14 protein-coding genes and 1 tRNA gene are annotated in these 19,241 nt (G+C 69.7%); 11 read left to right on the forward strand and 4 right to left on the reverse strand.

What is annotated here, in order from left to right; genetic code table 11:
• Positions 1-21: 21 nt before the first annotated feature.
• Complete coding sequence (locus ACESK8_RS14520; protein ID WP_372969260.1) at positions 22-729, forward strand: TetR/AcrR family transcriptional regulator; 708 nt, start codon at positions 22-24, stop codon at positions 727-729.
• On the opposite strand, the gene ACESK8_RS14525 is transcribed toward ACESK8_RS14520, so the two are convergent.
• Entirely contained in the window at positions 638-2,146 is a 1,509-nt protein-coding gene (locus ACESK8_RS14525; protein WP_372969261.1) for a PucR family transcriptional regulator, read from the reverse strand. The genes ACESK8_RS14520 and ACESK8_RS14525 overlap by 92 nt on opposite strands.
• Before the next feature lie 115 nt (positions 2,147-2,261).
• Here ACESK8_RS14525 and gabT point away from each other — a divergent pair, with 115 nt between their 5' ends.
• The 7 genes from gabT to poxB all read left to right on the forward strand — a co-directional run bounded on the left by gabT (position 2,262) and on the right by poxB (position 12,289).
• The gene (gene gabT, locus ACESK8_RS14530; protein WP_372969262.1) at positions 2,262-3,623 is read left to right on the forward strand and encodes a 4-aminobutyrate--2-oxoglutarate transaminase; all 1,362 of its coding nucleotides are present in this window, start codon (positions 2,262-2,264) and stop codon (positions 3,621-3,623) included.
• A gap of 109 nt (positions 3,624-3,732) precedes the next feature.
• Positions 3,733-5,115: an NAD(P)/FAD-dependent oxidoreductase gene (locus tag ACESK8_RS14535; protein ID WP_060926655.1), complete on the forward strand. Its 1,383-nt coding sequence runs from the start codon at positions 3,733-3,735 to the stop codon at positions 5,113-5,115.
• The gene (locus tag ACESK8_RS14540) at positions 5,115-5,999 is read left to right on the forward strand and encodes a universal stress protein (RefSeq protein ID WP_372969263.1); all 885 of its coding nucleotides are present in this window, start codon (positions 5,115-5,117) and stop codon (positions 5,997-5,999) included. The genes ACESK8_RS14535 and ACESK8_RS14540 overlap by 1 nt, the downstream gene beginning before the upstream one ends.
• Positions 5,999-7,543, forward strand: coding sequence for an APC family permease (locus ACESK8_RS14545; protein ID WP_372969264.1), 1,545 nt, complete (start codon positions 5,999-6,001; stop codon positions 7,541-7,543). Before ACESK8_RS14540 ends, ACESK8_RS14545 begins: the two co-directional genes overlap by 1 nt.
• 33 nt (positions 7,544-7,576) lie before the next feature.
• Positions 7,577-9,043, forward strand: coding sequence for an NAD-dependent succinate-semialdehyde dehydrogenase (locus ACESK8_RS14550; protein ID WP_372969265.1), 1,467 nt, complete (start codon positions 7,577-7,579; stop codon positions 9,041-9,043).
• Positions 9,044-9,068: 25 nt separating this feature from the next.
• Positions 9,069-10,433, forward strand: coding sequence for an NAD-dependent succinate-semialdehyde dehydrogenase (locus ACESK8_RS14555; RefSeq protein WP_372969266.1), 1,365 nt, complete (start codon positions 9,069-9,071; stop codon positions 10,431-10,433).
• 131 nt (positions 10,434-10,564) lie between these two features.
• The gene (poxB, locus tag ACESK8_RS14560; protein ID WP_372969267.1) at positions 10,565-12,289 is read left to right on the forward strand and encodes a ubiquinone-dependent pyruvate dehydrogenase; all 1,725 of its coding nucleotides are present in this window, start codon (positions 10,565-10,567) and stop codon (positions 12,287-12,289) included.
• Positions 12,290-12,590: 301 nt separating this feature from the next.
• On the opposite strand, the gene ACESK8_RS14565 is transcribed toward poxB, so the two are convergent.
• Positions 12,591-15,389 carry a hypothetical protein gene (locus ACESK8_RS14565; RefSeq protein ID WP_372969268.1) on the reverse strand — a complete coding sequence of 933 codons (2,799 nt, stop codon included), beginning with the start codon at positions 15,387-15,389 and terminating at the stop codon, positions 12,591-12,593.
• A 36-nt stretch (positions 15,390-15,425) separates the two neighbouring features.
• A complete protein-coding gene (locus tag ACESK8_RS14570) occupies positions 15,426-17,249 on the reverse strand; it encodes an HSP90 family protein (RefSeq protein WP_372969269.1) in 1,824 nt (607 codons plus the stop codon).
• Positions 17,250-17,440: 191 nt separating this feature from the next.
• Between ACESK8_RS14570 and ACESK8_RS14575 the strand changes: the two genes are divergently transcribed.
• The 3 genes from ACESK8_RS14575 to nusG all read left to right on the forward strand — a co-directional run bounded on the left by ACESK8_RS14575 (position 17,441) and on the right by nusG (position 18,898).
• Positions 17,441-17,513: transfer RNA gene (locus tag ACESK8_RS14575), tRNA-Trp, on the forward strand.
• 39 nt (positions 17,514-17,552) lie between these two features.
• On the forward strand, positions 17,553-17,825 hold the full coding sequence (gene secE, locus ACESK8_RS14580) for a preprotein translocase subunit SecE (RefSeq protein WP_060926661.1): 273 nt from the start codon (positions 17,553-17,555) through the stop codon (positions 17,823-17,825).
• Positions 17,826-17,866: 41 nt separating this feature from the next.
• Positions 17,867-18,898: a transcription termination/antitermination protein NusG gene (nusG, locus tag ACESK8_RS14585; RefSeq protein ID WP_060926662.1), complete on the forward strand. Its 1,032-nt coding sequence runs from the start codon at positions 17,867-17,869 to the stop codon at positions 18,896-18,898.
• A gap of 110 nt (positions 18,899-19,008) precedes the next feature.
• Here the strand turns inward: nusG and ACESK8_RS14590 are convergent.
• Positions 19,009-19,241: hypothetical protein (locus ACESK8_RS14590; protein ID WP_372969270.1), on the reverse strand; the 233-nt coding region annotated here is incomplete at its 5' end.

The following is a 19,241-nucleotide window of genomic DNA, read 5'->3' on the forward strand; positions in this document are numbered from 1 at the left end:
CGTCACGGGAGGGAGTGGACGATGAGCACGGACGAGCGACCGGCCGCGGGGCGCGGACCCCGCGGCCCCTACGCCACGGGACAGGCGCGCAGACAGGCCATCGTCGATGAGGCGCTGGCGGTGTTCTCCCGCACGGGATTCAACGGCGGATCGCTGCGGGAGATCGCCCAGCGCGTCGGCATGACGCCGGCCGGCCTGCTGCATCACTTCGCCGGCAAGGAGGAGCTCTTCGCCGAAGTGCTCCACCAGCGCGACGAGAAGGTGCGAGAGGCCGCCGGGGACCCCGCGGAGCACACGCTGGTCGAGCAGGCCAGGCGGGTGGTCGCGCACAATCAGACGTCGCGAGGTCTGACCTCGCTCTACGCGATCGTCTCCGCGGAGGCGGTCGACCCCGAGCACCCCTCGCACGCGGACTTCGCGGCGCGTTATCGCGACCGTGCCGCCGAGGCCGAGGAGATCCTGCGCCGCGGTCAGCGCGACGGCGAGGTGCGCGACGACATCGACCCCGCGTCGGCGGCACGACTGATCAGCGCTGTCATGGACGGCATCCAGCTCCAATGGCTCCTGGACGAGTCCGTCGACATGGTGTCCCTGTTCGAGGAGTTCGTCGGACGCTACCTCCACCCGGCCGATCCGCTCAGTCGCGCGCCGTCTGCAGCAGCGCCCACAGCTCCGCCCGAGCCGGGAACGACGACAGGTCGATCCCCAGCAGTGCCCCCGACTGCGTGATGCGGGATCTCAGGGTGTGCCGGTGCACTCCCAGTGCGGCAGCGGCAGGATCGACGCGGGCGTCGTGCTCCAGCCAGGTGCGCAGTGAGCCCTCCAGATCGGAGCCCGATCGCGCGTCATGGTCTCGCAGAGGGGCCAGGCGGGACTCGGCCACCAGCCGCGCCTCATCCGTCGCCAGAGCGCTGAGGATGCTGGACCCCACCGTGTCCGCATAGCGGAAGACCCCTGCATCTGCCTGCTGACGGAGAGCCGCCAGTGCCTGAGCGTGTGCACGGGCGAAGGCATCGTACGACTCCGAGCCTGATGCGCCGATGCGGATGCCGAAGCGCGTGGCCACCTCGTCGAGCAGGGCGTCGTCGGCGACCGAGACGCACATCACGACGCCCTCCGTCGACTCGGCGAGGAAGCTCGGGGTGCCGTGCTCGATGCGGCGCCGCTCCCACCAGTCCGTCAGTGGACCGGCCGGGGCGTCGGCAGCGACCGCGACCGTGACCGGTGCGGAGGGGAGTCCGCCGAGCACCCTCCTGGCGAGGGCCGGCTCGTTCTCGAGCAGCGATCCGAGCAGCTGCGAGTGCAGGCGCCGCCGACTGCGCGCCAGCTGGTCGCTCTGCTCGAGGGCGAGCCCCGCCATCGCGATCACCGAGGTCACGACGGTGCGCGCCTCGGGATCGAGGGCGTCGACGGCGAGCGCGATCACGCCGCGCAACTGCCCGCCGCGTCCGACCGTGAAGAGCATGAACGTCCGGCCGTCGATCGTCAGCGACTGCCCGGCCTCGAGCCCTCTGCTGAGGATCTCGGTGGCGCGCTCGCCGAGGGCTGTCAGCCTGCTCGACGGTGCCGAGGTGCGCGGGTGCGAGAGATTCAGCGCCCCGGAGGCGTCGAACATGCCGACCCAGGCACCCAGCCGGCGGCCGAGCTCGGCGAGCGTGGCGTCGAGGCCGTGCGGGCGGAGCGCCGCGAGAGCGAGCGCGCGTTGCGCGTCCAGGGCCCACGACCGGCGGGCGTACGCCTGCGCGGCGATCGCCTCGGAGTGCGCGCGGGCGATCGCGATGAACGGAGTGAGGTAGGGCACCTCGAACAGGGGGATGCCTCGGCTCCGGCATTCTGCGACGAGCTCGTCGGGGATGCCGGCGCGATGCACCTCCGTGCCGTAGCCGAGGCCGCGCACCCCGCGGTCGGCCAGTCGACTCACGTACACGTCGATCGCCGTGTCGGCATCGAGCTGGGTGCCGGTCGTGAGCAGGGCGAGGTCCTCCGCGAGGAAGGGAGTGGGGTCGGCGAGGTCGGAGCTGTGCACCCAGCGCAGCGGCTGGTCGAGGGCTCCGCGGGGAAGATCCTCCTCGGGCGACACGAGACGCAGGCCCAGGTCTCGACGGCTCAGCAGCGCGCGCAGTGTCGGCTGCTCCGTGACATCCATGCCCGTCTCCCTCTGTCGTGAGTACGCCTGCTCTGTACAGCGCGGCGATACTCTGGGAGAGATTGTACAGTTCGGCGAATGCATCCGGCTGCTCTCCGGTCGTACGCTCGCCCACATGGCACTCCTCGACACCGCAGCTGTTGCAACCCCCCTCGGCGGACCCGACCTTCCCCAGGAGCGTCGCCTCGTGACCGAGCTCCCCGGCCCCCGCTCGGCCGAGATCCTCGCCCGCAAGGCAGACGCCGTGGCCGCAGGCGTCGGGCACACCGTTCCCGTCGCGGCCGTCGCCGCCGGCGGCGGTGTCGTCGTCGACGCAGACGGCAACTCGCTCATCGACCTCGGCTCCGGCATCGCCGTGACGACGGTCGGCAACGCGCACCCCAAGGTCGCCGCCGCGGTGGCCGCCCAGGCCGCCCAGTTCACGCACACCTGCTTCATGATCTCGCCGTACGAGTCGTACATCGGCGTCGCCGAAGCGCTCAACCGTCTCACCCCCGGCGACTTCGCCAAGAAGAGCGCACTGTTCAACTCCGGTGCCGAAGCCGTCGAGAACGCGATCAAGATCGCCCGCAAGCACACCGGTCGCCAGGCCGTCGTCGCCTTCGACCACGGCTACCACGGCCGCACCAACCTCACCATGGCGCTGACGGCGAAGTCGATGCCGTACAAGAGCGGCTTCGGCCCGTTCGCCCCCGAGGTGTACCGTGCGCCGATGTCGTACCCCTTCCGCGACGGGCTCGAGGGCGGCGAGGCCGCTGCCCGCGTCATCCTGCAGCTCGAGAAGCAGATCGGCGCCGACAACCTCGCCGCCGTCATCATCGAGCCGATCCAGGGCGAGGGCGGATTCATCGTCCCGGCCGAGGGCTTCCTCCCCGCGATCCTCGACTGGTGCCGCGCGAACGGCGTCGTCTTCATCGCCGACGAGGTGCAGACCGGGTTCGCGCGCACCGGACACATGTTCGCCAGCGAGATCTTCGGCATCGAGCCCGACCTCATCACCACGGCCAAGGGCATCGCCGGCGGTCTGCCGCTCGCCGCCGTCACCGGGCGCTCCGAGATCATGGACGCCTCGCACGCCGGCGGCCTCGGGGGCACCTACGGAGGCAACCCGATCGCGTGCGCCGCCGCGCTCGCCGCCATCGACGTCTTCGAGAACGACGGGGTCATCGAGCGCGCCCGCGAGATCGGCGGGATCCTCACGGCACGCCTCGGCGCGATCCAGGAGAAGGATGCCCGCATCGGCGACATCCGCGGACACGGCGCGATGATCGCCGCCGAGTTCGTCGACCCGGAGACCAAGGCGCCGGACGCCGCGCTCACCGCGGCCGTCGCCAAGGCCTGCGTCGCCCAGGGCGTCATCGTCCTCACCTGCGGCACCTACGGCAACGTCATCCGCTTCCTGCCTCCGCTCTCGATCGGCGACGACCTGCTGAACGAAGGCCTCGACGTGGTCGCGGCCGCGCTCGCCCAGGCCTGAGGCAGACCCGGTCGCGGGCGACCGCGACCCGAACACACGTCCGGTCGTGACTCGTATCGGGGGATTTCGAGTCACGACCGGCACATTTTTTCCAACGAAGGAGATGCAGATGGCTGAGATCACTCGCGACGTGCTGATCGTCGGAGCCGGAGCCGCAGGGCTCACCGCGGCGAACGACCTGCGCAAGGCAGGCCTGTCGGTCGCCGTCCTCGAGGCACGCGACCGTGTCGGCGGGCGACTGTGGACCGATGTCATCGAGGGCGCCATGCTCGAGATCGGCGGGCAGTGGGTGTCGCCCGACCAGGATGCACTCAAGGACACCATCGAGGAACTGGGGCTCGAGACGTACAGCCGCTACCGCGAGGGCGACAGCGTGTACGTGGGCCCTGACGGCCAGGCGCACCGATTCACCGGCGAGATGTTCCCGGTGTCGGCGGAGACCGAGGCGGTCATCGCCGAGATCACCGAGCGTCTCGACGGCATGGTCGCCGAGATCGACCCGGACCGCCCGTGGGAGCACCCGCTCGCCCAGGAGTGGGACTCGATCACCTGGGACGCCTGGCTCCGCGTGCAGACCGACGACGACGAGGCCGTCCGCAACCTCGCCTTCGCCACCGGCTCCGCGATGCTCACAAAGCCCACGCACAGCTTCTCGCTGCTCCAGTCGCTGCTGATGGCCGCGTCCGCCGGTTCGTACTCGAACCTCGTCGACGCGGACTTCATCCTCGACAAGCGCGTGGTGGGCGGCCTGCAGAAGGTGCCGCTGCTGCTCGCCGAGCGCCTCGGCGACGACGTGCTCCTGAACCAGCCGGTACGTTCGCTCGAATGGGGCGACGAGGGCGTCACCGCCACGACAGACGACACCACCGTGCGCGCCCGGTTCGCGATCCTCGCCCACGCGCCGGTGCTGTACAGCCGCATCGCCTTCGTGCCGCCGCTGCCGCGCCGTCAGCACCAGCTCCACCAGCACCTCTCGATGGGATTCGTCATCAAGGTGCACGCGGTGTACGAGCGCCCGTTCTGGCGCGAGCAGGGACTCAGCGCGACGGCGTTCAGCCCCTACGAGATCGTGCACGAGGCCTACGACAACACCAACCACGGTGACGAGCGCGGGACGCTGGTCGGCTTCGTGTCGGACCAGAACGCCGACGGCGTCTTCGAGCTGTCTGCCGAGGAGCGCAAGCAGCGCATCCTCGAGTCGCTCTCGCACTACTACGGCGACGAGGCCAAGAACCCGGTCGTCTACTACGAGAGCGACTGGGGCAGCGAGGAGTGGACCCGCGGCGCATACGCGGCGAGCTTCGACATGGGTGGCCTGCACCGCTATGGTGCGGACCTCCGGTCGGCGGTCGGTCCGATCCACTTCGCCTGCAGCGACATGGCCGGCGCCGGGTACCAGCACGTCGACGGGGCCATCCGCATGGGCCACCTCGCCGCGGCGAACATCGTCGAGTCGAGCCGCACTGCCGGTGACAAGGTCGAGGTCGGCTGATGACCGGCGCGGTCGTCGTCGGCTACACGGCGACGGATGCGGGAGCGGATGCCGCAGCGCTCGGCGCGCGGCTGGCCCGCAGCCTCGGGGCCGTCCTGCACCTCGTGATCGTGCTCCCCTCGGAGGGCACCCGCAGTGCGGCGGTCCCGCCGGAGCGCGCGTATGAGGACCACATCCGCCGCCAGGCGAAGGAGTGGCTCGAGGATGCCGTGGTCCGGCTGCCTCAGGAGCTGACCCGCACCGGACACGTGCGCTTCGGCGAGTCGTTCGCCGAAGGGCTGATCGCGGCGGGTGAGGAGTTCGACGCCCGTGTGATCGTCGTCGGCACCGCAGGGGGCAGCATCTTCGGACGCCACCGCCTCGGCAGCGTCGCCTCGGAGCTGCTGCACTCCTCGACCATCCCGGTGGCTCTCGCGCCGGCGGGCACCGCGGACGAGGACGACCACGTCCTGCCCCGCGTGACCGTCGCGGTCGGCAACCGCGCAGGCGCCGACAATCTGCTCGACGAGGCGGCCGCGATCGCGACCGAGTCGCGCGTCGGGCTCCGTCTCGTCTCCCTGGTGCCGTTCGACGTCCCGCCGGGACTCGACACGGGAGCGATCCGCCTGGTCGGCGACGCGCACGCCCACGATGTGCTCGCCGTCGCGAAGGGCCTGCTCCCCGAAGAGCTGAAGGCCGAGGTCGAGGAGGCGCCCGGCGACTCCGTCGAAGACGCGGTCGCGAACCTCACCTGGCTGCCCGGCGAGGTCGTCCTCGTCGGCTCCAGCCGGCTGGCGCAGCCGCGCCGCCTGTTCCTGGGCTCCACCGCAGCGAAGATGCTGCACGAACTGCCCGTCCCCATGATCGTCGTCCCGCGCACCCGCGCCGAAGCAGGAGAACGCTGATGAGCAGCACGAACCGGGCGACGGAGCCCGAATCCGGCGTGACCACCGGCATCTCGCAGAAAGGGCTGAGCGCGGGAGCGGTCGGCGTCCTCGGAGCCGTCGTCATCGGCGTCTCCACGATCGCCCCGGCCTACACCCTCACCGCATCCCTCGGCCCGACCGTGGCCGTCGTCGGCACGCAGGTGCCCGCGATCATCCTCGTCGGATTCATCCCGATGCTGCTGACGGCGTTCGGCTACCGGGAGCTGAACCGGATGATGCCGGACTCCGGCACCTCCTTCACCTGGGGCGTGCGGGCATTCGGACCGTGGATCGGCTGGATGACGGGTTGGGGCCTGATCGCTGCCACCGTGATCGTCCTGTCGAACCTCGCCGGCATCGCCGTGGAGTTCCTGTTCCTGCTGATCGCACAGCTCAGCGGCAACCCCGAGATCGCGGACCTCGCGTTCAACCCGTTCATCAACGTGGTCGTCTGTCTGCTCTTCATGCTCGGCGCGACACTCGTGTCCTACCGCGACATGCAGACCACCCAGAAGTTCCAGTACATCCTCGTCGGCTTCCAGGTGCTCGTGCTCGTCGTCTTCGCGACCGTCGCGATCGTCAAGGCCGTCAACGGCGACGCACCGGAGCCGACCGCGTTCTCGTGGTCGTGGTTCAACCCGTTCGAGGTGCCGTCGTTCAGCGCCTTCGCCGCCGGCCTCTCGCTGTCGATCTTCATCTTCTGGGGCTGGGATGTCGTCCTCACCATGAACGAGGAGACCAAGGACCCCACCAAGACGCCCGGACGCGCCGCGATGGTCACCGTCGTGGTCGTCGTGAGCCTCTACCTGCTGCTCGCGATCGGTCTCATCATGTTCGCCGGTGTCGGCACGGGGGACTACGGACTCGCGAACGAGGACATCTCCGCGAACGTGTTCTTCGCGCTGTCCGACCCGATCCTCGGGCCGCTGGCGTTCCTCGTCTCGCTCGCCGTGCTGTCGAGCTCCGCAGCCTCGCTGCAGTCGACCGCCGTCGGCCCCGCCCGCACGCTCCTGGCCATGGGGCACTACGGTGCGCTGCCCAAGCAGTTCGCACGGGTCAGCCCGCGGTTCTTCACCCCGGGTTACTCGACGATCGTCTCGGCCGTCGTCGCATCCGTCTTCTACGCCGTGATGCGCCTGGTCAGCGAGAACGTCCTCACCGACACGATCCTCTCGCTCGGCATGATGATCTGCTTCTACTACGGACTCACCGCCTTCGCCTGCGTCTGGTATTTCCGCAGGCAGTGGTTCGACTCGGCCAGGAGCTTCTTCTTCACGCTCCTGTTCCCGCTGGTCGGCGGCGTCATCCTCGCGGTTCTGTTCGTGACGACGCTCATCGACTCGATGGACCCGGCGTACGGCAGCGGATCGAGCATCGGCGGCCTCGGCCTCGTGTTCGTCCTCGGTGTCGGCATCATCGTCGTCGGCATCGCGATCATGATCTGGCAGGCGATCCGTCGCCCGGCCTTCTTCCGTGGCGAGACCCTCGGCGTCGACGCGCCGCCGAGCATCCGCCGCCGCTGACCTGAAATCCCCGCCCCCACAGAAAGAGAACCCATGAGCACTCAGACAGAGCAGGCGCTGCTCGACAGCATCCCCACCGGCCTCTTCATCGGGGGAGAGTGGATCGACGGTGAGACCGGCGGCACGTTCGACGTGCACGACCCGGCGACCGGGGCGGTCATCCGCACGATCGCCGACGCCACGCCCGGCGATGGCATCCGTGCTCTGGATGCCGCCGTCGCCGCCCAGGATTCGTGGGCGGCCACCGCGCCCCGCACCCGCAGCGACATCCTGCGCCGCGCGTTCGACCTCGTGCAGGAGCACAAGGAGGACCTCGCGCTGCTGATGACGCTCGAGATGGGCAAGCCGCTCGCCGAGGCACGGGGAGAGGTCGGATACGGCGGCGAGTTCCTCCGCTGGTTCAGCGAGGAGGCGGTGCGCATCAGCGGCCGCTACGGCATCAACCCCGAGGGCACCGGCCACATGGTCGTCTCGCAGCGTCCGGTGGGGCCGTCGTTCTTCGTGACGCCGTGGAACTTCCCGTTCGCGATGGCGACCCGCAAGATCGCGCCGGCGCTGGCAGCCGGATGCACCGTGGTCATCAAGCCCCCGGCACTCACCCCGCTGACGACGATGTTCTTCACCTCGCTGCTCGAGAAGGCGGGCCTCCCGGCCGGTGTCGTCAACGTCGTGCAGACCTCGAAGTCCTCCGCGCTGTCGGCGCCGATCATCGCCGACCCGCGGCTGCGCAAGCTGTCGTTCACGGGATCCACCGAGGTCGGTCGCAAGCTCATCGCCCAGGCCGCCGAAGGCGTGCTTCGTGTGTCGATGGAGCTGGGCGGCAACGCCCCGTTCGTCGTGTTCGACGATGCCGACCTCGACAAGGCGGTCGACGGCGCACTGGCCGCGAAGTTCCGCAACATCGGACAGGCCTGCACCGCGGCCAACCGCTTCATCGTCCACCAGGACGTCGCCGAGGAGTTCGGACGCCGGGTGACCGAGCGCGTCAACGCCATGAAGATCGGACGGGGCACCGAGGAGGGCGTCGCCATCGGACCGCTCATCGACAAGGATGCCGTCGCCAAGGCGGGCGAGCTCGTCGATGACGCCGTCGAGCGCGGTGCCACCCTGCTCGCGGGAGGCAAGGCCGTCGAGGGCACCGGCACGTTCTACGAGCCGACCGTGCTCACGGACGTCGTGCCGGGATCCGCCATCCTCCGCGAGGAGATCTTCGGACCGGTGCTCGCCATCGCGACCTTCGAGACCGAGGAGGACGCGGTGCGCCTGGCGAACGACACCGAGTACGGGCTCGTCTCGTACGTGTTCACCGAGAACCTGCAGCGCGGACAGCGCATGATCGACCGCCTCGAGACGGGCATGATGGGTCTGAACGTGGGAGTGGTGTCCAACGCCGCTGCCCCCTTCGGCGGCGTCAAGCAGTCCGGCGTCGGTCGCGAGGGCGGTCTCGAGGGCATCCACGAGTACCTGTCCACCAAGTACACGCTGATCCCGGTCTCCTGACCGGGCGGCCAGAGGAGGAGAGAACATGACCGATTACGCCGTCATCAACCCCGCCACCGGAGAGACGCTGGCGTCCTTCGACACCTTCACGGACGCGCAGATCGAGGAGGCGGTCGCCGCCGCCGACGCCGCGCACCGCGAATGGTCGCGGTCCTCGACCGTGGCTGAGCGCGCGGCCCTGCTCCGCCGCGCCGCGGAGCTGCACCGCGAGCGCCGCGAGGAGCTCGCCGACGTCTTCGTGCGCGAGATGGGCAAGCCCCGCGAGGCCGCGCTCGGAGAGGTCGACTTCGCGGCCGACATCGCCGAGTACTACGCGGACCAGGCCGAGGCGATCATGGCCGACCAGCCGATCGCGATCCTCGGAGACGGCTCGGCGATCATCCGCCGGTCCTCCCTCGGGCCGCTCGTCGGGATCATGCCGTGGAACTTCCCGGCGTATCAGATCGTCCGCTTCGCGGCTCCGAACCTGATCGTGGGCAACACCATCCTGCTCAAGCCCGCACCGCAGTGCCCGGAGTCGTCGACCGCGATCGAGGCGATCTACCACGACGCCGGATTCCCGCAGGGCGCGTACCAGAACGTGCTGGCGACGAACGAGCAGATCGCCGACATGATCGCCGACCCGCGCGTGCAGGGCGTCTCGCTCACCGGCTCGGAGCGCGCCGGTGCGGCCGTCGCCGAGATCGCCGGGCGCAACCTCAAGAAGGTCGCGCTCGAGCTCGGCGGCTCCGACCCGTTCATCGTGCTGTCGACGGACGACCTCGACGCCACGGTGCAGGCGGGCGTCGACGCTCGTCTCGACAACAACGGCCAGGCGTGCAACGGCGCGAAGCGCTTCATCATCGTCGACGACCTGTACGACGCCTTCGTCGAGAAGTTCACGGCGGCGATGGCCTCGGTCGAGGCGACCGACCCGACGCTCGACGACACCGTGCTCGGACCGGTCTCCTCCGAGACTGCGGCGGAGAACCTGCAGAAGCAGATCGACCAGGCCGTCGAGCAGGGCGCGACGCTGCTGACCGGAGGCACCAGGGACGGCGCGTTCTTCGCCCCGACGGTGCTCGCCGACGTGACGCCCGAGATGAACGTCTACCGCGAGGAGCTGTTCGGTCCTGCGGCTGTCGTCTACCGGGTCGCCGACGAGGATGCAGCCGTCGCCCTCGCGAACGACACCACCTTCGGTCTCGGCTCGTACGTCTTCACCACGGACGCCGAGCAGGCAGAGCGCGTCGCCGACAACATCGAGGCGGGCATGGTCTACGTGAACCTCGTGCTGGCCGACAGCCCCGAGCTGCCGTTCGGCGGCATCAAGCGCAGCGGCACCTCGCGCGAGCTGGGGCACCTGGCTGCCGACGAGTTCGTCAACAAGAAGCTCATCCGCATCGGCTGAGCGATCGCATGGCGGAAGGGGCGGATGCTGCGGCATCCGCCCCTTCTGCGTCCCCGGCGGCGCCGTGAGGGTCGGCGCCGAGCCGGCGCCGGGCCGGAGCCGACCTCCGTGCCCGGGCGTAGGTTGGATGCATGGCCACTGTCGCAGCGAACATCGTCAAGTCCCTCCGCGCCAACGGCATCGACCGCGTCTACGGTCTGCCCGGCGACTCGCTCAACGGTTTCACCGATGCCCTCCGCAAGGACGGCGGAATCCGCTGGGTGCATGTGAGGCACGAGGAGTCCGCGGCGTTCGCGGCCGCAGCGGATGCCGCGCTCACGGGCGAGCTCGCAGTCGTCGCCGGTTCCTGTGGGCCGGGCAACCTGCACCTCATCAACGGCCTCTACGACGCGAATCGCTCCCGGGTGCCGGTGCTCGCGATCGCCGCGCACATCCCGACCACCGAGATCGGCACCGGGTACTTCCAGGAGACGCATCCGCAGGAGCTGTTCCGCGAATGCAGCGTCTACGTCGAATACGTCGCCGATCCGAAGCAGATGCCGCGTCTGCTGGAGATCGCGATGCGCGCCGCGATCGAACAGCGCGGGGTGGCCGTGCTCGTGATCCCCGGCGACGTCGCGCTGGCCGAGATCGCCGACGACCGCGCCGTGGTCATCGAGCGCTCGCATCCGGTGGTCGTTCCGAGCGGTGACGAGCTCGACCGCGCGGCCACCCTGCTGAACGCCTCGAAGAAGACGACGATCCTCACCGGCGCAGGAGTCGAGGGCTCCCACGACGAGGTCATCGCGCTGGCCGACCGCCTCGGCGCGCCGATCGTGCATGCCCTCCGCGGCAAGGAGTTCATCGAGTACGACAACCCGTTCGACGTCGGCATGACGGGGCTGCTCGGCTTCGCCTCCGGCTACCGGGCGATGGAGGCCGCCGACACCCTGCTGGTGCTCGGCAGCGACTTCCCGTACGAGCAGTTCTACCCGGAGCACGCGACCACGATCCAGGTCGACATCCGCGGGTCGCAGCTGGGCAAGCGGCATCCGCTCGATCTCGGTCTGGTGGGCGACGTCGGCGCCACCGCCACCGCACTCCTGCCGCGCCTCGCCGAGAAGAGCGACCGCGACCACCTCGACGACTCGACCGCTCACTACCGCAAGACCAGGGCCAAGCTCGATGACCTCGCGACACCCACCAGGGCCGGGCGGCCGATCCATCCGCAGTATCTCGCGCGCCTCTTGGACGAGCAGGCGGCGGATGACGCGATCTTCACCGCCGACGTCGGCTCGCCGACCGTCTGGGCCGCGCGCTACCTGTCGATGACCGAGAACCGCCGCCTGATCGGCTCGTTCACACACGGTTCCATGGCTAACGCGCTGCTGCACGGGATCGGCGCCCAGGTGTCGCATCCCGACCGTCAGGTCGTCGCCCTGGCCGGCGACGGCGGTCTGGCCATGATGCTCGGCGAGCTGCTGACGCTCACGCAGAACAGGCTTCCGGTGAAGACGATCGTGGTGAACAACTCGTCGCTGAACTTCGTCGAGCTCGAGATGAAGGCGGCCGGCTTCGTGAACTACGGCACGGAGCTCACGAACCCGAGCTTCGCGGCGATCGCCGAGGCGATGGGCATCTTCGCCCGTCGGGTCGAGAACAGCGAGGACCTGCCGGATGCCGTGCGCGAGGTGCTCGCGCATGACGGCCCCGCTCTGCTCGATGTCGTCACCGAACGACAGGAGCTGTCGATGCCGCCGGCGATCGAGGCCGCGCAGGTCAAGGGCTTCGCGCTCTACGCGATCCGGACCGTCATGTCGGGCAAGGGCGACGAGCTGCTCGATCTCGCGCGGGCGAACTGGCGCCAGTTCCTCTGAGCCGGGCGTTCTGACGGCGATCGCGCCCATCGCAGGAGGTCGCGCCCGCGCGCGCTGCGGCGATCACGCCCAGCGAAGGAGATCACGCCCAGCGAAGGAGGGATGCGCCGGATCGGTCCTTCTGAGGAGGAGATCTCCTGCGCAGGCGGTGCGGGCTGGGGCACCGCGTCCAGCGAAGGAGATCACGCCCAGCGAAGGAGGGATGCGCCGGATCGGTCCTTCGGAGGACGAGATCTCCTGCGCAGGCGGTGTGAGCGAACGCCCGACCAGACGAGGATGCGGAGACGGAGCGCCCCGCCGTTCACCCGTCGATGAGCGCGCGCACCTCCGCCGCCTCGGCATGGCGGCCGAGGGATTCCAGCACCGTGCCGAGCTCGAGCGCGGACACCTCGCGCAGCGGCGGAAACCCGGCCGCGTGGTCCAGCGCACTCCGGTAGATCGGCACGGCGTCGGCGGCGCGATCGCTGCCGGCGAGCAGGCGGGCGGCGAACAGCTCGGAGCCGCCGGCGGATCCGACATCCCCGGTCTCGGCGAAGCCGTCGGCGGCCGTCAGCGCAGCGGCCACAGCCTCCTCGGTGCGTCCGCACTCGGCGAGTGCCCGTCCCCGGGAGTCCGTGACGTCTGCCAGCAGCCAGCCCGCGTCGTGCTCGCGCGCGATCGTTTCGACCTCGTCGAACAGGGCGAAAGCGCGCTGGTCCTGCCGCGCGCCGTAGGCCTGGCCGAGGTTGTGCAGCACGTCGGCGAGCGCGCCCACGGCATCCGGAGCCCGTCGCACGATCGTGGATGCGGCTTCGAGCGATTCGATCGCGTCGTCGTGCTCGTCGAACCGTGCGAGGATCTTGGCGCGCTCGGTCAGGGCGATCGCCTGATCGGCGTGCTCCTCGGCCTCGCCGAACAGCTCTGCCGCGTACCCGTACGCGCCGACGGCCTGCGCGAACTCCCCGGCGCCGGTGAGTGCACGGGCGAGCAGCGAGGCGGTCATGGCGCGGGATGCGGCGGGCACCTCGGCTCGCTCCTCGCTCTCGAGCACCTGCCCGAACAGCTCGGCGGCCACCTCCGCCTCACCGGCTGCGAGCAGTGCCCTGGCCAGCCGGAAGTCGGCGCCGGTGGTGTCCGCCCCCTCCTGGGCAAGGAGGCGCGAGGTGACGCGGTAGCGGGTGACGGCCTTCTCGGGATCGCCGGCATCCTCCCAGAGCGCTCCGGCGAGCAGGTGCGCTGACGCCGACGCCGCGGTCGCACCGAGTCCGGCGAGCAGCCGCGTGGCCTCGTCGGCGTCCGCCGCCCCCTCGGGGTAGGCCTCGGTCCCGCCGCGCACGCGCGCGCGGATCTGCAGCGCCTGTGCCCGATGCCCGACGCTGAGGTCGTCCTGTGCGAGCAGGCGATCGAGCAGAGCGGATGCCGCCTCGATGTCGCCCTTGTGCAGGACGGCTGCGATCGCCACCAGCGTGGTGGTGTTGGACAGGCGCACGTCGCCCGCCTCCGCGAAGGCCCGTGCGGCGATCTCCGCCATGTCGAGGGCGGCATCCGGCTCCTCCGCATGCATGTGCAGCGAGGCCCGGCTGATGGCGAGGTCTCCTCGGGACCAGGCGGGCAGCGATGCGGCGTCGGCGAGTTCGTCCTCGAGCGCCGCCGTCGTCTCAGGGGTGTTCAGGCCGAAGGTGGCGAGTCCGAGGCGCTGCTCGAGGTCGGCCTGCACGTCGAGGCCGGCCGCCCGCAGGGCGTCGATGCGGGCGGGCAGCAGCTCGGCGGCTTCGTCGGCGCGATCCAGGGCGATCAGGATGCCGAGGCGCATCGACAGCAGCTGAGCGAGCTTCGCGGGGTCCTGCACCTCCAGCGCCCGGGGGAGGGCATGCAGCGTCTCCTGCTCGGCTCCGAACTGGGCCAGCTCCATCGCGCGGTCGAACCATGCATCCGCATCCGCCGGCGTCGTGGCGTCCGGCGTGCTCACGAAGGCATCCGACCGGATCGGGACGTCGTAGTGCTCGTCGGCGAGAGCCCGGATGCGCGCGAGACTGCGTGCATGCCCCTCCGTGCCGTCGCGTCGATCGAACTCGGCACCCATGCGCTCGGCGGCTGCCCACGCGGCGGCGGCGAGGTCCGCGGCATCCCACGGTCCGTCATGCTCGCCGAAGAACGTCGTCAGCGCAGCGGAGTCGGCTCCGCGCACGGTCGCGCCTCCGTGCCCCGCTGCGCTCACCCGGTCGAGGGCGAAGGCGAAGGCGGCCAGGGCGGCGAAGTGCGCATCGACGTTGAGACCGTCGTGGGCGAGCCACGGCAGGTGGCGCTCGACGTGCGCGAGCGCACGAGCCTCGTTGCCGGTCAGCGCGGCGAACACGATGTTGTTCGCGACGATGCGCAGATTGTCGGGGTTGTCCTTGGCGAGGCGATAGCTGCGCAGGTGCGCGCTGCGGGCGTCGTCGAACCGTCCAGCACGCAGGTACGGCACGAGCACGCGTGACAGGGCGTGCTCCGGCTCCTCGCCGCAGGAGAACCCGCCCTCGATCATCTCCTCCACGAGGCGGATGGCATCGGCATCCCGCTCGGTGTCCGCGAAGAACCCCGCGAACTGACTGCGCCCGCAGGCGTCGCAGTGGCTGTGGTCGTCGCGCGGCGTCGCCTCCAGCTGCACGCGCAGCGTCTCGGCCTCGTCGAGGCGGCCCGCATCCCACGCATCCTCGAACCGTGCCGTCAGGACGCCGCTGAGACCCAGACCGGCAGCTCGGTAGTGCGCCTCCATGTCGTCGAGCACGGCGGCGATCTGCTCGACCGAGAAGGCGGGTGAGGAGCGCAGCGAGGACGCCATCCACTTGAACTGCCACATCAGGTCGGCGCCGCCGTAGTCGAGATCGGCAGGGAACCGCTGCGGATCCGCATCGTGGCGGGCCAGGCACCATGCGAACGAGTTCAGCATCACATCGGTCGCGCCGTTCATGTTCGCCGAGGCGGTCTGGCGCATCCGGGCCTCGTACTCCAGCTGCTCGTCTCCGAGCTCGACGGCGAGCGAGACGGCCTCGGCCACGAGAGCCTGCTCGGCCGGACCCCACGGGGTGCGGTCGATCTCCTCGATCAGCTGGGAGAAGCGCTTGTTCGGACGTGCCATGTGCGAGCCCCTTCAGGCGGGATGCGGGATGCGGAGTCAGAGCGCGTCGTCGAAGGGGAGCGAGTCGCCTTCGATGCCGGCGGAGAGCGAGACGAGATCGGTGAGCGCCGTCGTCATCAGGGCGCGGTCGGAGTCCGAGAGCGGGTGGTGCCCTGCCAGCAGCGCCTGGATGTAGAGGAGCTGCACCGTACGGGCGAACACCGCGTCGTCCTGCACGCGGACCAGCGCGCGCACGACCCTGTTCGACCAGTTGAGGCACAGGCGGGCGCTCAGGTCGTCATCGCGCGACGCGGAGACCGTGGAGTCGATGCGGTCGAGGACGCCTCCCCACAGCGATCCGGTGATGCCCCTGGTCCGTCCGCGGTCGATCCGGCGCAGCACCTCGGGATCGGCGACATAGAGGGCGGCGAGCTCGGGCTGGGCGATCGAGCGGACGGTGATGGCGCATCCGGATGCCGCCAGCACGTCGCCCGCGCGGGCCTCCAGTGTCAGAGCGGCCTCGCGATCGTCGAGGGGAGGGGGGTCGAGGCGGTCGAGCTCGCCCGCCACGTCGACGAGCTCGACGGTGGTCTGCGGATACAGATCGGGCAGCATCCGCACGAGGTCGGCGTCGTACAGGTATCCGCCGTTGACCAGGACCTCGGATGCGGGGGAGATGCCGGCGACCTGGCGGAACTCGTCGACGGACTGTGCGAAGCGCACATGCGGGTAGCGCTCGACGAGGTCGCCGATGCGCATCGTCCCGTGGGTGGTCTCCAGCGTGAGCCAGCGGGTGATGAAGCGCGCGAGCTCGTCGTCGTGGCGCACGAGCGACTTGAGGCCGATCTCGTGGATCGCCACGAACTGGGCGAGCCGGTGCGGTTCGCGCAGGCCCAGCTCGAGCACCCAGCGGCGGATGCCGGAGCCGAGATGCTCGCGGACGCGCTCGAGCGCCGGATCCTCGACGAGGGACTCGCGGCTCGCGGTGGGCGAGAGCCCGGTGGAGTCGAGGACGGCCCGCACGAAGAACGCCCATTCCGGGAGGACGTCGTCGACGCGCTCGCCGAGCAGCATCCGTCCGATGTACATCCGGGTGGCCTGCCGCGCGCCGGGTGGGGGAGCGAAGGGCAGCACATAGGCGAGACCTCTCGTGCCGGTGGCCGGTTCGCTGAGCTCGATGACGTCGAGCGGCGCCGCTCCGAGCAGGTCGCGGCCGTACTGCAGCGCCTCCTCGACGTTCTCCGCGGCGTCGAGGAACGGTGCACGCCGCGTGATGTCGGTGTCGCCGCTCGGCGTCTCCAGCGTCACCCGCACCGGCAGGAACTCGGCGAATGTCGTCGCCAGCTCGCGCACCGTCGCCGGGCGCAGCAGGTCGCCGGAGTCGAAACGCGGCACGAGGTGCACGCTCGTGCCGATCGGCAGGTCGTCGTCGATCTCGACCACGCGGAACGTGCCGTCCGCGTTGCCCGTCCACTCCACCGCGGCGCCCCCACGGGCGCTGCGAGAGCGGATCACGATCGTGTCGGCGACCATGAAGCAGCTGAGCAGGCCGATGCCGAACTGGCCGAGGTAGTCGCTGCGCGGCAGGTCGAAGATGTCCCGCTTGGAGCTGCGGCCGACCGTGGCGAGCAGGTCGGCGACCTCGTCCACGGTGAGGCCCACGCCGTCGTCGCGCAGCACGAACTCGCCGGACGCGTCGTTCAGCGGGGTGATGCGGATGCTCCCGCCGCCGCCGTCGACCTCGCGTCTGGCGGTGATCGCATCCCTGGCATTCTGCAGGAGCTCGCGCAGATACACGCGAGGGCTCGAGTAGATGTGACGGCTCAGGAGGTCGACGACTCCGCGCAGGTCCACCTGGAACTGCTGCACGCCAGCACTCACCGCATCCCCTCCTGTTGCATCCGCTCGCCGAGCCTAACAACAACGGGCATGCCCCACCCGGTTCGGCTCCGGCCGATGGATGCCGTATGCTGGACCAGCAGTTGTTGTCTGCATTCTTTCGCCGTGCCCGGTCCCTGTGGTCCGACAGCGGTGGCAAGATGAAGATGACACCCCGAGACCTCCCGGTCTCTAGGGCGGTAGCTCAATTGGCAGAGCAGCGGTCTCCAAAACCGCAGGTTGCAGGTTCGATTCCTGTCCGCCCTGCGCGTCAGCACAGGCTGACACACGAAAGGTACATTCAGGATGGATCAGGACGAACCGCGCGGCGAGGTCGTCGCGGCCGGCGCCACCCGCGAGAACAAGCGCGGGATCGTGGGCTTCTTCGGGAGCATCGCCCTGTTCTTCCGTCAGGTCATCGCAGAGCTGCGCAAGGTCGTCACGCCGACCCGCAAGGAACTGGTCAAGTTCACCGCGGTGGTGCTCGTCTTCGTTCTGATCGTCATGGGCATCGTGTACGGACTGGACACCTTGTTCGCCTGGGTGACGCACATCGTCTTCGGGGTCCCGGGCGCCTGACGCCCACGCGGCCCTGGCCGCAGTGATTGGAAAGAAACAACGTGTCTGAACGATATTCCGACGACGCCGACTGGGCGACGGCTGCCGAGCAGTCGAGCGAAGAGGACGAGGCCCAGGAGGGCAACGTCCTCGCCGCAGAAGAGATCTCGGTCACGTCTGCCGAGCATGTCGCCCTCCACATCGAGGACGTCGACGGCGAGGACGAGACCGACACGCAGGACGACACCGACATCGAAATCGACGACCCGGAGGCGGACGCGATCGTGAACGACGCTCTCAACCTGGACGAAGCGGCTGAGTCTGAGGCTGCCGCTGAGGTCCTGAACGATTCTGTGGCGGAGGAGACCGCCGAGCTCGAGGCCGCAGAGGCCGACGAGGTCACCCCGTACGACGGCCCCGACGTGAACGGCGACGAGGATGCCGACGCCGAGGCGGAGGACGACTCCGAGGAAGACCCGTACGAGGCGTTCCGCCTCGACCTGCGGATGCTCCCGGGCAAGTGGTACGTCATCCACTCCTACGCGGGCTTCGAGCGCAAGGTCAAGGCGAACATCGAGCAGCGCAAGTCGACGCTCGAGGTCGAGGACGAGATCTACCAGGTCGAGGTCCCGATGGAGGACGTCGTCGAGATCAAGAACGGCCAGCGCAAGATGGTCACCCGCGTGCGCATCCCTGGCTACGTGCTCGTGCGCATGGAGCTGACCGAGGACACCTGGTCGGTCGTGCGCCACACCCCCGGTGTCACCGGCTTCGTGGGCAACGCCCACAACCCGACGCCGCTGCGCTTCGAAGAGGCCTTCAACATGCTGAAGTCGCTCGTCGAGGTCAAGGATGTCCCGACCGCCAAGAACATCGCGTCGAAGGGCGGCGTCGCCGTCGCTCGTCCGCTGCCGGCCGAGGTCGACTTCGAGGTCGGCGAGACGATCACCATCAAGGAGGGCTCGTTCGCGGGTCTTCCCGGTTCGATCAGCGAGATCAAGCCCGAGAGCGGCAAGCTCACGGTCCTCGTCTCGCTCTTCGAGCGCGAGACCCCGGTCGAGCTGTCGTTCGACCAGGTCACGAAGATGATCTGACACCTGCTTTTCGAGAACGGCCGTCCCATGCGGGGCGGCCGTTCTCGCGTTCCCGGCGCTTGCCCCGGGCCCGTGCGGGGTCACTTCCGCATCCCTGAGCCCGTGCGGGGTCACTTCCGCATCCGAAACCGGCTGTTCCGCTGCGCAATCGGCCCCGCCTGGCGCTCGATCATCGAGCGGCAGTGATCGACATGCGCGAGCATCAGGTAGACTTGTGTGGTTTGTGTGCCGCTTCGGCGTGCGCGCAGACGACCGCAGCCCGGAGATGCCGGGTTCGCGGGAGAGCGGATGCAACCGGCATCCGTTCGATGAAAGGAAGAGGATATGGCACCGAAGAAGAAGG

Origin of the sequence: Microbacterium sp., assembly GCF_041641055.1 — a bacterium.
GTDB lineage: Bacteria > Actinomycetota > Actinomycetes > Actinomycetales > Microbacteriaceae > Microbacterium.

Excerpts from the sequence above, each read along its gene's own strand:
- ACESK8_RS14520 (WP_372969260.1), top strand. The coding sequence starts at position 22 with ATGAGCACGGACGAGCGACCGGCCGCGGGGCGCGGACCCCGCGGCCCC.
- ACESK8_RS14525 (WP_372969261.1), bottom strand. The coding sequence starts at position 2,146 with ATGGATGTCACGGAGCAGCCGACACTGCGCGCGCTGCTGAGCCGTCGA.
- gabT (WP_372969262.1), top strand. The coding sequence starts at position 2,262 with ATGGCACTCCTCGACACCGCAGCTGTTGCAACCCCCCTCGGCGGACCC.
- ACESK8_RS14535 (WP_060926655.1), top strand. The coding sequence starts at position 3,733 with ATGGCTGAGATCACTCGCGACGTGCTGATCGTCGGAGCCGGAGCCGCA.
- ACESK8_RS14540 (WP_372969263.1), top strand. The coding sequence starts at position 5,115 with ATGACCGGCGCGGTCGTCGTCGGCTACACGGCGACGGATGCGGGAGCG.
- ACESK8_RS14545 (WP_372969264.1), top strand. The coding sequence starts at position 5,999 with ATGAGCAGCACGAACCGGGCGACGGAGCCCGAATCCGGCGTGACCACC.
- ACESK8_RS14550 (WP_372969265.1), top strand. The coding sequence starts at position 7,577 with ATGAGCACTCAGACAGAGCAGGCGCTGCTCGACAGCATCCCCACCGGC.
- ACESK8_RS14555 (WP_372969266.1), top strand. The coding sequence starts at position 9,069 with ATGACCGATTACGCCGTCATCAACCCCGCCACCGGAGAGACGCTGGCG.
- poxB (WP_372969267.1), top strand. The coding sequence starts at position 10,565 with ATGGCCACTGTCGCAGCGAACATCGTCAAGTCCCTCCGCGCCAACGGC.
- ACESK8_RS14565 (WP_372969268.1), bottom strand. The coding sequence starts at position 15,389 with ATGGCACGTCCGAACAAGCGCTTCTCCCAGCTGATCGAGGAGATCGAC.
- secE (WP_060926661.1), top strand. The coding sequence starts at position 17,553 with ATGGATCAGGACGAACCGCGCGGCGAGGTCGTCGCGGCCGGCGCCACC.